Origin of the sequence: Desulfosporosinus cupriresistens (assembly GCF_001707885.1) — a bacterium.
GTDB lineage: Bacteria > Bacillota > Desulfitobacteriia > Desulfitobacteriales > Desulfitobacteriaceae > Desulfosporosinus.
The window spans coordinates 1-15,233 of sequence record NZ_MASS01000040.1 but is presented as its reverse complement, the minus strand read 5'-3'; the positions used below and the strand labels follow the sequence as shown (position 1 = coordinate 15,233).

Here is a 15,233-nt window from a genome sequence, read left to right as displayed (position 1 = left end):
CAATTAAGGTATTACACAAATTTTATTAATGAGTGGAGAGTTTGTGCTAATGGTTCTATTGGCAATTAGTCCTATTTATCTCCGCATTCATGTGCCTAGTTCTATGGTTACAAGTTTGATAGTAAGTGGATTATGGTTTTTAGTTTGCGTTTTTAGTTACGAATTTTGCATTTATGATAAAAGGGATATACTAATGAAAGGTTAATTATTATGGGTAACTTAATACATATCCCAGTTAATGAAATTGTTTATTGGAGTGTTACATGTGAAAGAACCAAAAAGTGAACAAGATCAAGAAGTGAACAAGAACTCGACCCCAGCTATTAGCGATGCTCATGCCGAACGTATTGATCGACTCGTCGATGAATATAAAAGTCACATTCTCACGCAACTAAACGCCCGAGAATATCGTGAAACGACCCGTTCAGACCATCTAGCTGACATGGTAGCTCTTTTTGCTGGCAGTTGGAAGTTCATTATCATTTTCACATCATTCCTTGTTCTTTGGATGGTGTGGAACACTCTTGCTCAAACGACAGCACTTCATTTCGATGTCGCACCATTCATTCTTCTCAATCTTATTCTTTCGTTCACAGCGGCATTTCAGGCTCCTTTCATAATCATGAGTCAAAACCGCCAAGCCATTCGGGACAAACACGAAGCAGTCGTTGACTTTTCTATTAACTATAAAGCAGAGCTTGAAATAGCCGACATGCAAAAGCATCTCCACCATCTTGAACTTCAGGTCGCAGATATTCATAAGATGCTCCATAAGCTACATAGCAAAGCCGGACCATCATTAGATAAAGTCTGATTGATATGTTCTATGGACTAACAACCTCGTTACGCTAAAATGATATAAAAATATAGCTCTTTTATAGTGAGAGGGCACGTTGGTGTTACGTATGTTTTGGGCTTAGAATATTGATGACAAATATTTAATGCGTTGGTTGAGAAGTGATATGCTACCCCCAGACAGGACAGTGAAATAAAAAGCTGTTCAGTCTGGGGGTAAATATGTCACAAAAAAATAAGGCATTCATAAGGAAAACTTAAGAAATTTATAAGCTAATATTTAAAGAAAGCCTATCCCATTTTGGTAGAATGAAGTTATCGAATCGGATAGGCTTTCGTAATTTCAGAAGGGGGCTTCTCTCATACGAAAAGAAATAGATTTTACTTCTACATCAATTTGAAATAATACAAAAAGTAAAGGAGATTAAATAAAATGACAGCATCCAATCAATCAACTGGAGAAGATTCACGAAATAGAATTAGAAGAGATTATATGGGAAAAATATTATCTAGAGGATTGCTAGCTTTATATTTAGTGATACTAATCTGGTTAGTGTTATTCAAATTACAATACAATATTTTGTCAGTATTTAATTATCATCATAGAAGTCTTAACTTGAATCCATTTGCTGCTCCTTTAAATATAAATGGAAGAATTAATTTCGGAGAGATGATAGATAATGTTATAATTTTTATTCCTTTTGGCTTGCTTTTGAATGTCAATTTCAAAAAAATTGGATTTTTACCTAAGTTTGCTTTAATACTGGTTTTTAGCCTTACTTGCGAATTAATTCAATTTATCTTCGCTATTGGAGCGACAGACATAACAGATGTAATTACAAATACTGTTGGAGGTTTTCTTGGACTGGAATTATATAGTTTGAGCAATAAGTATATTAATAATAAAAGATTAGACAGAGTTATTATCTTTGTTGGTCCACTTTTGCTCGTATTATTGCTCTATTACCGTATCCATATACTGAGACTAAAATATTAATTAATAAAACCTTAAGGTTTGTTTGCAGTACTATAAAAATGAGTGTTTGTCCAGGAAGAAGGGATAGAACTTATGAGCATCAATATTTTAATTGTAGACGATGAGCAGTCCATAGCGGATCTAATTGAAGTTTATTTAAGAAATGAAGGTTTTACAGTATACAAATTTTATAACGGTCAAGATGCGTTCCGGTGTGTTGAGTCGGAACAGTTAGAGCTTGCAATACTTGATGTCATGCTGCCGGATATTGATGGCTTTACTCTCTGTCGGAAAATCAGGGAAAAGCATAATTTTCCGGTTATCATGCTGACAGCTAAAGAAGAAGAAATCGATAAGATTACCGGGCTGACATTAGGTGCGGACGACTATATCACTAAACCGTTTCGCCCTTTGGAACTCGTTGCCCGTGTAAAGGCACAGTTCCGGAGATTTACCAAATATAATTCTGCGGCGCCAAACCAGGAAGAACACTTGATTGCCTTTTCCGGCTTGGTATTGGACATGAAGACCCATGAATGTACGCTGAATGAAAAAAGGCTATCTCTCACTCCTACAGAATTTTCTATTCTTTGGGTCCTTTGTTCTAATCGCGGACGGGTGATCAGTTCGGAAAAATTGTTCCATGAGGTATGGGGAGATAAGTATTTCACCAATAGCAATAATACAGTAATGGTTCATATCAGGCATTTAAGGGAAAAAATGCATGACAGCGCGGAACATCCTAAATATATCAAAACGGTATGGGGGATTGGCTATAAAATTGAAAAGTAAGAGAAGAAGGAATGATTATACAAAATTAAAAAGGAAAGTATTTTTTCAAATGCTTCTGATTACAGTTGCCGCCGCTGTAACTGTTTATCTATTGCGCTATATCCTACGTGGACAGATCGGAGATCGTATCGTTCGGTTTTTAGTCAACGCTTTTAATTTTGAAAATTCGGACGCACTGACAATCTATCAGTTGGTGATTCGCAACAATATGGACATGATCCTTTTTATTGTAATCCTAATATTTTTAGTTATACTTTTTCGATTTTCAATTTCTTGGTTTACTAAATATTTCGATGAAGTCAGTGCTGGAATGGATAAACTTGCTGAGGAATTCGATGATGAAATTACATTATCACCGGAATTGGATTTTATGGAAAATAAGCTTAATCAGATAAAAAGCAACTTGGAAAAACAAAAGAAAGCTGCACTTGATGCCGAGCAACGCAAAAATGATTTAGTCGTTTACTTGGCTCACGATATAAAGACACCTTTGACCTCCGTCATAGGATACTTAAGTCTTCTGGATGAAGCCCCTGATATGCCTCCGGAACAGAAGGCAAAATATGTCGGTATTACCTTGGAAAAAGCTTATCGATTAGAGCAGCTTATAAATGAGTTTTTTGAGATCACAAGATTTAATCTTCAAACTATTGTTTTGAATAAAGAAAAAATCAAGTTACTGTTCATGCTCCAGCAGATGGCCGATGAATTCTATCCAATGCTGACTCCCGAGGAAAAGCAGGTGTCCGTCAATGTGCCTGACGGCCTCACTCTGTGGGGAGATGCCGACAAACTGGCCCGTGTGTTCAATAACATTCTGAAAAATGCGATAGCCTATAGTTATGAAAACAACGTCATTGACATTTCTGCTAAACAGCAGGACAAAAATATCGTTATAACTTTTACTAATCAGGGAAATCCAATCCCGCAGGCAAAGCTTGAAACAATTTTTGAAAAATTTTACCGATTAGATTCTGCACGTTCCACAAACACCGGTGGAGCAGGACTAGGTTTGGCAATCGCCCAAGAAATTGTCAAGGCTCATGACGGTACAATCTCTGTGGAAAGCAATCCGGAAAATACTACATTTACAGTAAAGCTTCCGTTATAAGGAAATCTTAAGATGTTCATAAGATGGAATTCCAACATAGCTCCTTGTTCTGTGGTTGAATAATATTAGCACAGAATAAGGAGCTGTTTATTATGGTACGAAAAGTAAAAAAGAAAAAAACAGGAATACGCATATTTGTAGCATTTCTGTTGATGGTTGTCATTGCTGCTTTTATTTACAAATCCAGCATTACTCCAGGAAACCAACATATATTTAAGAAGGAATATGATGATAAAACCTCATCATATTCTTCTTTAAAGATAACTCCCGATTCTTCCGAAGATAGAACAACACCGGTTCCTCCATCAAAGATAGAAACCGATCCCTCTGTTCCTATCTCTCACGATAAGCTGAACAGTCCTAATGCGATTCTGATCCGTTTAAAAGATCATACCATCCTGATGCAAAAAAACAGCGAAGAAAAAATTTATCCTGCTTCTTTGACTAAAATGATGACAGCCATTGTTGCGATAGAAAATTTATCTAATCTGAAGGAAGAAATCAAACTGACCAATTCTACGTTTCAGGGGCTGTACGGAGCAGATGCATCAATGGCCGGTTTCCTACCAGGTGAGCAGGTCAAGGCAATCGATCTGTTATACGGAGTAATGCTGCCGAGCGGCGCGGAATGCTGTATTGGACTTGCTGACCAGATTGCGGGATCAGAGCAGAATTTTGTAAAATTAATGAATCAAAAGGCGGCAGATCTTGGCATGGAAAATACCCATTTTGAAAATGCGACTGGACTTCACAATGTAAACCATTACACAACAGTCAAAGATCTGGCTATTCTTCTAAGCTATGCTCTGCAAAATGATACTTTCCGGGAGATTTTTACTTCATCCCGTCATTCCGCACAACCTACGAATATGCACCCTGATGGGATAACCTTTAACAGCACCATGTTTGAACTCAACAATCAAAACATTATTGATGGGGAAATTTTAGGAGGGAAAACAGGATATACCCATGAGGCCGGTCTATGTCTCGCGAGTCTCGCCAAAGTAGGTAACCAAGAATACATTTTGATTTCAGCTGGTGCAAAAGGCGATCACCATTCGGAACAGTATGATTTTACCGATGCATTAACTGTTTACAACAGTATTGGAAAACGATAAGGTCTTCTCTTATACATTTAGATAAGCACAAGCATCCAATCCGTTCAATCGGATCGTTTGCTTGTGCTTTTATTGTGCCAATAGAAAGTTTGGTTGTTAAAGTTAGCGTTCATTCTTTTCATTTTCTAGTTCTGAAATAATATTACGGACGGCTTTGTTAACGTCATCGTTAAAATGATCTATTGCTTGACTCACATCATTATGCTTAAAAATGCCACTCCTCATGTTTTCTGCTACACGCTTAAACTTGTTTTGATTCGCCTTGTAATTATAGATGCTCATATCTTTTCTCTCCTTGCTCGTGTAAGAATGCGATCTGTGAATTGCATCCTGAGGCCTTCTAGTATGGGCCGATTGATTAAGAAACTAGGCATTACCCTAGCATAGAGTTTTACTATGGAATGCCTAAAAAGCAAGAAAAATTAGTGTCGAATCGATCATTTCAGCTATCCTCCTCTATATTGTTCTTCAAAATTTACACCAATTACTTTGTAACCTTTTGTCCCACTTTTATACTCTATATATTAGAATAATGGAGAGGGGAAATGTGTAATGAGAAAGGTAATACCCATACTTCTAGCTATCTTTATGCTATGGGGTACTCAAGTAGCTTTAGGAGCCACGGTAACTAAAGTTAGTGCGAATGGGGTAATGAGTCCGGCAGTTTACCAAACTATTTCAGGAGGAGAATGCAAGATTGTAAACAATGGCGATGGTACAATCAGCATTTCTGGTTCAACCTCAACCTACTATGCAGTCGACAAAATAGGTTTAACATTGAATTTGCAATATTATTCCGGCGGTAAATGGTCTTCATTAAGTAACTATAGCTACAGTAATTCCGATTCGGATTATGTTTTTGGCGGAAAGATACTTAGTGTCTCAAGTGGATATAGTTATAGGGTAGTTGCGCAACACACTTCATTGGATGGTGGAGTAAGCGAGAGTGGTCAATCTTACACAGAAGCCATCTATGTTCAATAATATAAAATAATGCAAGATTAGGGAAACTAAGAATTAAAAGCATCCCATAAGAAAGGGCCTAGCCAGTGTCTGGTTAGGCCCTTTCTTAGTTAATTGATTGTGTGATTTTCGTAATTTCTTCTTCAGGTAGTTTCCCTGTAATTTGCAGTAATAGACCCCTTAGTTGCCAATTCAATGTGTTGATACCATTCTTACGTATAAATAAGACGGCAGGACTGCCGTTAATTGACAGATTTTTTGTAACAGTATCATCGGTATCATACAATGTTCCACGTGAAGTTTCATTTGCGCTATTTTGTTGACTAAAAATGATTACGTCTTTATTAAGATTATATTCAATAGTAATTTGATATATATCTGCTCCTAAAGAAGAAAGAACAATCCTTCTTTTATTAGCCCCCTGGGGGAGGTAATTAGGGATAGCCAATTTATATGGAACTGAATTCTGAGCTTGTTCCAGGTTAACCTCTTTTTCAAAAACATTTCCTTCATCCTGTACCTTGGGTACACCGGACTCATCATCCTGTTTATAGGTTTCAGTTTTGTTTTGAGTGGTTTTTCCAACAATGTAGTTAAAAAACTCTGCAATTTTTCCGCCGAAAGCGTTAGCATTGTTTGGGTATGAAAAAGTTATTGCACCGATGGAAATGACGATGACTGCGGCTACAACGATTTGTTTTTGGTTGGGAAATCGCTTTTGTGTTTTATGTATATTGTCTGTCATTAATATTTGCTGTTTAATCTTCTGCCACTGATTATCGATATCTGGAACCTCAATATTGGAGTCTAACTCTTCTGATAAGTGATTTTTTATTATTCTATCAAGTTCTTCTTCTGATATGGACATATAGCTCAACCTCCCAAATATTGATTGAAATCTTTATCTATCAGTTTTCTGAATTTTTCCTTCGCTCTATGTAATCTTACTTTTGTGTTCGATAAGTTAATACCTAATAAGTTAGAGATTTGTTTTAACGTTAAGTCAGCATAATACTTCAGAACTAAGATTTCAGTTTCATTATGTTTTAACTTGCTTAAAGCATTGTCAATGTCTTCTTTAAGTTCTATATCGGTTCCTCTATTTTCTCGCGATATATTTAATTGCAAATCTGTTAATGGAGTAATATTAGAGTTATCTTTCAACATTCGTTTCGCTTCATTCAATGCAATAGTAATAACCCACGAAGAAAATTTATCCTTAAATTTTAATTGATTAATTTGTTTGTAAGCAACAACAAACGCCTGTTGTACTGCATCTTCTGATATATGTTTATTGTTGGTCAGCAGGGACCATCACTCAAGACCAAGCAGATGCTATTACAGCTGCTATGGAAACTGCAACTAAGGGGTCAGACGGAGCTAAAACGGCTTTAGATACGCTTGTTACAGCAGGGACGATTACCCAGGACCAAGCAGATGCAGTTACTTCTAGTAAGGGTAACATGAACAGAAGCGAAGGTAACGGATATCAAGGCGGATTAAAAGCACTTGTCACAGCAGGGACCATCACTCAAGACCAAGCAGATGCTATTACAGCTGCTATGGAAACTGCAACTAAGGGGCCAGACGGAGTTAAAACGGCTTTAGATGCGCTTGTTACAGCAGGGACGATTACCCAAGACCAAGCTGACGCTATTCAAACAGCTAGGACACCTTCAATGGGTGCCTCCAATAAAGGAACTAATGACGGAATTAAAACTGCCTTGGATAGTCTCGTAACTGCAGGAACCATCACTCAAGCTCAAGAAGATGCTATTCTAGGTTCATAAGGCTAAGGAAGAATTGATTTTTTATTGGGTTCACTTATGCCAACCGATCCGTAAAAACAGGACTGAAAGCAATTGCTTTCAGTCTTGTTTTCTCATTAAGGTCTGATTCCCTTCGTCTTTATATTCTTTCTGTGTGAGGTTTAAGGTGGGTACTAGGAAACTTAACATAGTAGACCCATTTAACACTCATCACTAAACGCCTAGGAATAGAGAGAGGTGTTATTTGTGTTCAAAAGATGGTTGTTGATCCCCTAATTCTGGTCACTAGAACGTAATAAGTTTTAGAGCAAAGCCTTAAGTGGTGACTCTTTTGTATTCTTCTATCAATTACGAATTAACCTGTAGAAACTACTTGAAAATATATTTATTTATCCTGTAGTTTATACGGATGTACAAATATCGGAAACGTCTTATAATACATAGGCTATTAGAGTTGTATGCTCACCTACACTAATGACAGACTGGGCGGTATTCGAGAATCGATAGGATACTCTGTATATGGTCCGATCGGAAGTGAACCTGCTATTTGATTCGTTAAAGACTGCCAATCAGAAACTACAATACAATTTTATGGTGAGTCATAAGCATCAACTCAACCGACGGTTACCCGTTAATATAACGGTTAATATAAATCTGACTTTTTTCATTCTTTATCCTCCTTCACTCCCCCTCCTTGTGAGGGGATTTCTTTTGCAATAAATAAAGCCTTAGCATTACTGAGGGCATTAGATACTTAAACCAGGCATTGCCCCATGGGGCAGTTTGTATCCCAAGACCTGGCGTGAAAAAGCAAGAACTATCAAACGTCTCAGAAAACGATGAAGCACCTCTAAAAACAAGAGGGCTTTTTATTTGCTCAAAAAACACGGACGAGGGGTGATTTCACCCCTAATGTTGTTTATAATGGTTATGGGTGATTTTATGAAATCTTTTATCAGGACGATGATCTATGGAACCATATTGGTGTATTTGTATATGTTTCTTGCCCAATATTTCACTTTATTAATGAAAAAATACAATCAACACATAGTTTTCATCATATTTATATTTATATTTGTAATAGTAGCCATATTTGTTTATTTGATTTTAAAGAGATTGTGTCACAAATAAGACATGTCGAATCGCGACACTATGTTTAACAATTTAAAAAACCATGTTATTCCCAATTCACAAACTATGAGCCAGGCGCTCATGTGTTCAAGGATATCGGAGAATAACCTTTAAGAATAAGAAAAAAGTCACTTCAAGTAAGAGGCTTATTTTTTTGCCTAAAACTAGGTAACAACAAGTAAAGAAAGAAGGGAAAGAAGTTTTGAATTTTTCAGAGTTGCATAAGTGGAATAGACCAAGCCATGTACACATATTAGTAGGGTAAGAACTCCGCCAGGGGGGCATGAGATGAAGAAAAGAGGATTATGGTTACTCATCGGAATCAGCATCGTGTTGATGGGGGGACTTTTAGGGCGCTTTTTTTGGCAGCCAGACCCTACTAATTTGGTCACACACAGCTTAGAACGATTGAACGCAGCGACCTCTTTTCGCTACAGTTTGACCCAGCATCAATGGGTCGAAGGAAAGGATCGGGTACTCACCCAGATCCTAGGGGAAAAAGACGGTGCCAACGCCCGGATCTTGGGGCAGCTGACAGGAAGCGAAGTTGAGATGATCAAAATTGGAGATTCTACCTACAGCAAGGATCCTTTTAACAAGAAGTGGATCAGGTTTGCTAATGCTCCAGCAGCGCAGGAAGTCTTCCTGGCGGAGCTCAACCCCTTATCTTCGCTTCAAATGAAAGAACTTGGAGAGGTGATGCTTAGCGGTCAAGGTAAGGTTAACGGAGAAAGAGTATGGATTTGTAATTTAAAACCCAGTGTGCAGAATCAAATGATGGAGGTATTTTGGACCGATTTCCAGTATACGCTTTATATTCGCAGGTCTGATAAAATGTTAGTAAAAGCGACAATCGAAGCGAAAAATAAAGCTAAGTCCGACCCCATGACAATGACACTTGAGTTTAAGGATATTGGGAAGAAAATAACTATACAAGCGCCGGATATTTAAAGATGCTGCTCAATGAGTAGTGCGAAAGAGGCAGGATTACACCACAAGTGGGGTAGCCTGTCTCACTTATGTATTTGGCAACTAGCTATGTCTATAAAACACTCAGGATTCGTAAAATGTTTGCACAACGGACAAGCCTCTGATATAGTTTTGGCATAAGTTTTATCCGACGACTAATCGCCACGAATTTGAGGTTCGGAGTTCACAATCCGGAGTGAGAATATGCAGCGTATATTGTACATTTAGTCTCTGGATAAGTATAATTTAAAAAACTTTTATGAAATATGGGATTTGATAAAAGTAGGTTCTTACAATGCAAGGTATGGTGGAGGTGTACATTATGGAAGAATATATTGCAAAAGTTTTAATCACACGAGAAGAATTGGGAAAGCGTGTGGCCGAACTCGGGGCAGAAATAACACGTGACTACGAAGGAAAAAATATCCTGGTTCTAGGGATTCTAAAAGGCGCCGTTCCTTTCATGGCAGACCTCATACGGGAGATCAAATTGCCATTGACCTATGATTTTATGGCGTTATCAAGCTATGGGGCGTCTACACAATCTTCTGGCGTTGTGCGAATTCTCAAAGATTTGGAGCGTAGTGTTGAAGATGTCCATATTTTGATTACTGAGGATATCGTGGATTCTGGCTTAACGTTAAAGTATCTAAAAGAAAATTTAACTGCTCGGAACCCTCTTAGTGTGAAAGTAGCTACATTGCTCGACAAGGCTACCCGCCGGCAAGTTGATGTCTTTCCGGATTACAATGGATTTACGATCCCCGATGAATTCGTTGTAGGATATGGTTTGGACTTTAATGAACAGTACCGCAATTTGCCTTATGTTGGTGTTTTAAAACAGGAAGCTTATAAAGTTGACTAGGAAGAACTGGCGCACTGAAAGCGCTCTCTAGCAGAGAATGTCCCTCTGGGATTGAGTCGGAAGAGGCTTGGTGTGATTTGAGAGTTTAGGATGTTGTTTGCATTCATCTCAAAGGAAAATTATAGATAGTATTTATAATATTAACAAGAAATGGTAGTGATAAAAAAGTGACACAAGAAGTCGTTTTAGTTTTAGATTTTGGAGGACAGTACAATCAACTCATTGCTCGCCGTGTGCGAGAGGCCCATGTGTATTCTGAAATGGTTTCCTATAAAACCCCAATTGAAGAGATTCGTGCTCGCCAGCCAAAGGGCATTATCTTCTCGGGTGGACCAGCAAGCGTAAATCAGCCCAATGCTCCAGAAGTGGACCCGGAAATTTATAATCTAGGAATCCCCATCCTGGGGATTTGTTATGGAATGCAGCTAATGACCGTTCAATTAGGCGGAAGCGTGGAACACCCAAAAGCCAAAGAGTATGGAAAGACGATGGTTACAGTTGATATTGCAACAGATCTGTGGAAAGACTTGAGTGGTGAGCGTCCGTGTTGGATGAGCCATGGTGATTCCGTACAGAAATTACCGGAAGGTTTTACGGTCGCTGCCCATACAGGGCATACCCCGGTCGCAGCCATGATGGATGTGAAGCGGCGTTTTTATGGTGTTCAGTTTCATCCGGAAGTAAAGCATACCCCGGATGGTCAAACCATGTTAGAACATTTTCTCTTTGATATTTGTGAATGCATTGGGGACTGGACTATGGAGTCCTTTATTGAGTTGCAAGTTGCTGAAATTCGGGCTAAAGTTGGCAAGGGACATATACTTTGTGCGTTGAGCGGTGGAGTGGATTCCTCGGTGGCTGCAGCTCTAGTACACAGGGCTGTTGGCGATCAGCTAACTTGCGTCTTTGTTGATCATGGATTCATGCGTAAAAATGAGGCTGAGCAGGTCAAGAAGATTTTCACAGAACAGTTTCAACTGAATTTAGTGTTTGTAGATGTGAGCGAGCGATTTATGCAAAAGCTTGCAGGCGTCTCCGATCCCGAAATGAAACGCAAAGCGATCGGGAATGAGTTTATCCGCGTCTTTGAGGTGGAGGCATCAAAACTTGGTCAGGTCGATTTCTTAGTACAAGGAACGCTTTATCCAGATATTGTAGAAAGCGGGACAGAAACAGCGGAAACTATTAAGAGCCATCACAACGTTGGTGGTTTACCAGAGGATATGAAATTTGAGCTTATCGAGCCATTGAGGATGCTTTTTAAAGATGAAGTGCGGGAACTAGGCGTTGAACTGGGAATGAGTGAGGAGATTGTATGGCGTCAACCGTTCCCTGGGCCGGGCTTGGCTATCCGTATTCTCGGTGAAGTGACTCGTGAGAAATTGGATATTTTACGGGAAGCGGATGCTATCGTTTTAGAAGAAATCCGTGGTTCGGGAATGTATCGAGACTTGTGGCAAAGTTTTGCTGTTCTACCCTCAATCAAAAGTGTCGGTGTGATGGGAGATGGCCGCACCTATGAATATCCCATTATCGTGAGAGCTGTAACCAGTGAAGATGCTATGACTGCAGATTGGGCCAGACTCCCCTATGACCTCCTGCAAAGCATATCCTCGCGGATTGTGAACGAGGTACAAGGGGTCAACCGCGTTGTTTATGACATCACCTCCAAGCCCCCTGGGACGATTGAGTGGGAGTAGGTCTAAAAGTGAGTAAACAAAGGTTTGCCAGAGTTTAAAGGTTGTCTACTATTTGCTGGGTGGTTATGATTTCAGCCAGTTTTTGGCGTCATCATAACCACCTGTTTTCTCGTTTATCGGCTTACCAATTTGTGATTAGGAGTTGGTAAAATAAAGACTTTTACGATAATTGTAGGAACAGGTTTATCTACTCGTCAGACTTAAGGTTCTGAGGTTAATCGAATACCCCCATAAATTGCTGTTGTATTATTAATAAAAGTGACTTCGTAATTTTGTGTTTTTAAGTAAATCGAGGGAGGCAATTACAATGAGAGTATTAGTTAGAGAACCGCTCAATCAACCTTTACAATTGAAGGAGATTGAAGGTACTTTTGAGGACTTGCAAGAGCTAGTCGGAGAATTTATTGAGATCGTACCATTAACAGATGATATAGTGTGCATATGTAATGAGAAAGCTGTATCGCAAGGACTCGGAAACAATTTCTATGATGATCGGCTTGGTTGGGTTGTTGGGACTTGTGTATTCACTGCAACTAATGACACAGAGTTTACTTCACTTTCAGATAAGCAGATTGGATACATATCAGAGTATATAGGGTTCCCTGTAGTTTAATGTTCGACAGTTACAAGAATAGGACACCGTTAAGAAGGTGTCCTATTCTTGCATTTAGTACTTGAAAAAATGTTGGTGTGATGGAGATGGGCGCACTCGCCGTAATTCGTCTTTTATGTTAACTATTGAAAAATTATTAGAATAAGAGAAATATAAGATCTATTTCGACAGATTGCACCCTTTATGTTTGTCGGAAAAATATATAAAATAGTAATAATATTAAGATTGGTGAGAAAATAATAGGTATTTCTATAAATCTTAACTTTTTGCTAAACAGGATTTTATGACGTTTATATAGAAAGTTGGATGGGCATGAGCAAAGAGCAAATATTCAATATTTGTGACATTTTAGTTGATCAGTTAACAGTTCTTAAAGGGTATGTACAACTGGATAAGATAAATAATAAGATTAACCATTCAATTGTCATCTTAAAAGAAGTAGAAAATATTGAAAAGCTGGTCAATGAGTTAGTTAATCAATTATTAACGATGAATAACGATAGCAGATGCTAGTTTTCTGCGTCTAAGGAGGTAGAATTATAGTGAGTAATAATCATATTATAGTGGTTGATGATAATTATGGCATCCGGCGACTTATGGTTGAATTTCTGACTCAAGAAGGTTTCTATATTAAAGAAGCGTCTGATGGATCAATGGCTTTACGACTTGTAATAGAGGAAACACCTAATCTTGTATTACTCGATTTGAGGATGCCTGGCTTAAGTGGTTTGCAAACCCTAACCAAATTAAAAGATATAGCTCCAGAGACAATTGTTGTCATCATGAGTGCGTATTTTGATGCCAAGGATTTAAACGATGCGGTCCAAGATGGGCTCGTAAAATACTTTATAATTAAACCTTTTGACTTGGTTGATGTACGTGTTCTAATAAACCACTTAATGTGTAACATGGATAAGTATCAAAAAAACATAATTTCATAGCTCACACACGCTCAAGACAAATTCAGAACTCAGAAAAACATGATTGTTCATTGACTATTTTCAACTCAGATCGGTGCAATTCTTCGGAATGATGGGGAACGGTGTCACTTTAGCTTTACTGTTGAAGAAAGTGTTGGAACATAGTAAAATCGATTAGGTAAACGATAACTTCATGTATCGTGATTGCGGCAAAGTTTCTCTGTACTTCCTTCGATTGCAGGGGTTAATCGCTTGTTTATGATATTCCTCGAAACCCCTTAAGGACGATCAAGTGGGAATATGTGTTTGTGTCATAAAGGCTCTCTGATAAAGTAAGGGTTCATGGAGCGTTTGAGCTTGTTAGGGGGTTATGATTTCCGCCACCTTTTGGCGACTTCGTAGCCTCTTGTTATGTCTATCGGCTCTTTGCACAACCTATATTAGGTGTGTTTGTTTTTTGTGATCGAATGTAAATCTAATTACGAGAAATAATAAGAAAGCGTAATCTTAATATGATAGTGCCAATAAAAATTAATGATATGAAGTTAGATGCAATCTAACGACAAAGTTTTATTTGAAAATAAATTGCTTAACTTGTGAGAACCTGACGCCTGACCCTTGAGCATTGTACTAAAAAGAAGTTGGCAAATTAGATTCATTTGATATATAAATGTCGCAAATATTGAATAAAGTGATAAGGATTAGGTGAGTATTATGCCACTACCTGAGAATAACTTATTGTTTGGGTTCGCACCAAGATTAACTGCTGAACAACGTGAATATGTTGACGCCATATTTGATAACCAATTGGTCATGGTAAACGCCAGGGCTGGATCTGGAAAAACTACACTCGCGGTTGCCTGCGCTAAGATTTTGAAAAAGCCTCTAACATATATTTTTAACCCAGTACAAGAATCCAATATGGGTTTCAGACCAGGAACTCAATCTGAAAAGGAAAGTATCTATCATCAACCGTTGATAGACGCTTTATTAGAAATTAATGAAAATCCAGCTCAATGTATTTACAATGAAGAAACATTGGCAAATGAAGCAATTCGTAGAAAGGTAAGTATTAAACGAGTGATGGATAGCATTTGGTGTTTTCCTAAGAGTCCATTATTTCTTAGAGGAACTAATCTCAAGGACATGACAATAATTATTGATGAATGTCAAAATTTTACTGTCCAAGAATTGAGAAAGATCTTAACTCGAGTACATGACTCGTGTAAAGTAATTTGTATTGGACACTCAGGGCAAATTGACATCCCTATTTCAAAAAGCGGCTTTGTTCCATATATGGAACACTTTAAAGATCAACCGTATTGCAAGATTGTTTCACTAACAAAGAACTTTCGTGGAGACCTTGCGAATTGGGCAGACGCATTTCAAAATAGTTAACTAGGTAAAGCTATAAACGATGAAGTTGGAGAGAAAAGCGTTGTACTATTATTAGTACAGCGCTTTCTTTAAGTGCGCCACGGCATGGCGATAACTAGGTTGGTGAAAGGTAC

At 38.2% G+C, this 15,233-nt stretch carries 17 protein-coding genes; 14 read left to right on the top strand and 3 right to left on the bottom strand.

Translation table 11 applies throughout. From position 1 onward, the window contains the following. The first annotated feature begins 265 nt into the window (after positions 1-265). The 5 genes from DSBG_RS14875 to DSBG_RS14855 all read left to right on the top strand — a co-directional run bounded on the left by DSBG_RS14875 (position 266) and on the right by DSBG_RS14855 (position 4,792). Positions 266-814 (top strand): DUF1003 domain-containing protein, encoded by a 549-nt coding sequence (locus DSBG_RS14875; RefSeq protein ID WP_242877648.1) that lies wholly within the window; start codon positions 266-268, stop codon positions 812-814. A 474-nt stretch (positions 815-1,288) separates the two neighbouring features. Continuing rightward, complete coding sequence (gene vanZ-A / locus DSBG_RS14870; protein ID WP_068965105.1) at positions 1,289-1,792, top strand: glycopeptide resistance protein VanZ-A; 504 nt, start codon at positions 1,289-1,291, stop codon at positions 1,790-1,792. Positions 1,793-1,864: 72 nt separating this feature from the next. Then, positions 1,865-2,563: a VanR-ABDEGLN family response regulator transcription factor gene (gene vanR / locus DSBG_RS14865; RefSeq protein WP_068965083.1), complete on the top strand. Its 699-nt coding sequence runs from the start codon at positions 1,865-1,867 to the stop codon at positions 2,561-2,563. After that, positions 2,541-3,674 (top strand): vancomycin resistance histidine kinase VanS, encoded by a 1,134-nt coding sequence (vanS, locus tag DSBG_RS14860; protein ID WP_068965082.1) that lies wholly within the window; start codon positions 2,541-2,543, stop codon positions 3,672-3,674. Before vanR ends, vanS begins: the two co-directional genes overlap by 23 nt. A gap of 92 nt (positions 3,675-3,766) precedes the next feature. Continuing rightward, a complete protein-coding gene (locus tag DSBG_RS14855) occupies positions 3,767-4,792 on the top strand; it encodes a D-alanyl-D-alanine carboxypeptidase family protein (RefSeq protein WP_068965081.1) in 1,026 nt (341 codons plus the stop codon). 102 nt (positions 4,793-4,894) lie between these two features. Here the strand turns inward: DSBG_RS14855 and DSBG_RS14850 are convergent, their stop codons facing one another. Then, complete coding sequence (locus DSBG_RS14850) at positions 4,895-5,074, bottom strand: hypothetical protein (protein ID WP_068965080.1); 180 nt, start codon at positions 5,072-5,074, stop codon at positions 4,895-4,897. A 270-nt stretch (positions 5,075-5,344) separates the two neighbouring features. Between DSBG_RS14850 and DSBG_RS14845 the strand changes: the two genes are divergently transcribed. After that, the gene (locus tag DSBG_RS14845) at positions 5,345-5,776 is read left to right on the top strand and encodes a hypothetical protein (protein WP_068965079.1); all 432 of its coding nucleotides are present in this window, start codon (positions 5,345-5,347) and stop codon (positions 5,774-5,776) included. Positions 5,777-5,861: 85 nt separating this feature from the next. Here DSBG_RS14845 and DSBG_RS14840 read toward each other — a convergent pair whose 3' ends face one another. Next, complete coding sequence (locus tag DSBG_RS14840) at positions 5,862-6,623, bottom strand: DUF4367 domain-containing protein (RefSeq protein ID WP_068965078.1); 762 nt, start codon at positions 6,621-6,623, stop codon at positions 5,862-5,864. A 5-nt stretch (positions 6,624-6,628) separates the two neighbouring features. Then, positions 6,629-7,060, bottom strand: coding sequence for an RNA polymerase sigma factor (locus tag DSBG_RS14835; protein ID WP_282434220.1), 432 nt, complete (start codon positions 7,058-7,060; stop codon positions 6,629-6,631). Between the two features lie 44 nt (positions 7,061-7,104). Here DSBG_RS14835 and DSBG_RS14830 point away from each other — a divergent pair, with 44 nt between their 5' ends. The 8 genes from DSBG_RS14830 (at position 7,105) to DSBG_RS14790 (ending at position 15,120) form a co-directional block, all read left to right on the top strand. Then, positions 7,105-7,545: a hypothetical protein gene (locus tag DSBG_RS14830; protein WP_068965077.1), complete on the top strand. Its 441-nt coding sequence runs from the start codon at positions 7,105-7,107 to the stop codon at positions 7,543-7,545. A gap of 1,398 nt (positions 7,546-8,943) precedes the next feature. After that, the gene (locus DSBG_RS14820) at positions 8,944-9,606 is read left to right on the top strand and encodes a LolA-like protein (RefSeq protein ID WP_068965075.1); all 663 of its coding nucleotides are present in this window, start codon (positions 8,944-8,946) and stop codon (positions 9,604-9,606) included. A gap of 340 nt (positions 9,607-9,946) precedes the next feature. Beyond that, complete coding sequence (hpt, locus tag DSBG_RS14815; protein WP_068965074.1) at positions 9,947-10,489, top strand: hypoxanthine phosphoribosyltransferase; 543 nt, start codon at positions 9,947-9,949, stop codon at positions 10,487-10,489. A gap of 167 nt (positions 10,490-10,656) precedes the next feature. Further along, positions 10,657-12,189: a glutamine-hydrolyzing GMP synthase gene (guaA, locus tag DSBG_RS14810; protein WP_068965073.1), complete on the top strand. Its 1,533-nt coding sequence runs from the start codon at positions 10,657-10,659 to the stop codon at positions 12,187-12,189. A gap of 307 nt (positions 12,190-12,496) precedes the next feature. After that, positions 12,497-12,802: a DUF3846 domain-containing protein gene (locus tag DSBG_RS14805; protein WP_068965072.1), complete on the top strand. Its 306-nt coding sequence runs from the start codon at positions 12,497-12,499 to the stop codon at positions 12,800-12,802. Between the two features lie 312 nt (positions 12,803-13,114). After that, positions 13,115-13,315: a hypothetical protein gene (locus DSBG_RS14800; protein WP_139024195.1), complete on the top strand. Its 201-nt coding sequence runs from the start codon at positions 13,115-13,117 to the stop codon at positions 13,313-13,315. Between the two features lie 29 nt (positions 13,316-13,344). Further along, on the top strand, positions 13,345-13,743 hold the full coding sequence (locus DSBG_RS14795; protein WP_068965071.1) for a response regulator: 399 nt from the start codon (positions 13,345-13,347) through the stop codon (positions 13,741-13,743). A gap of 693 nt (positions 13,744-14,436) precedes the next feature. Beyond that, entirely contained in the window at positions 14,437-15,120 is a 684-nt protein-coding gene (locus DSBG_RS14790; RefSeq protein ID WP_068965070.1) for a PhoH family protein, read from the top strand. Positions 15,121-15,233 lie beyond the last annotated feature (113 nt).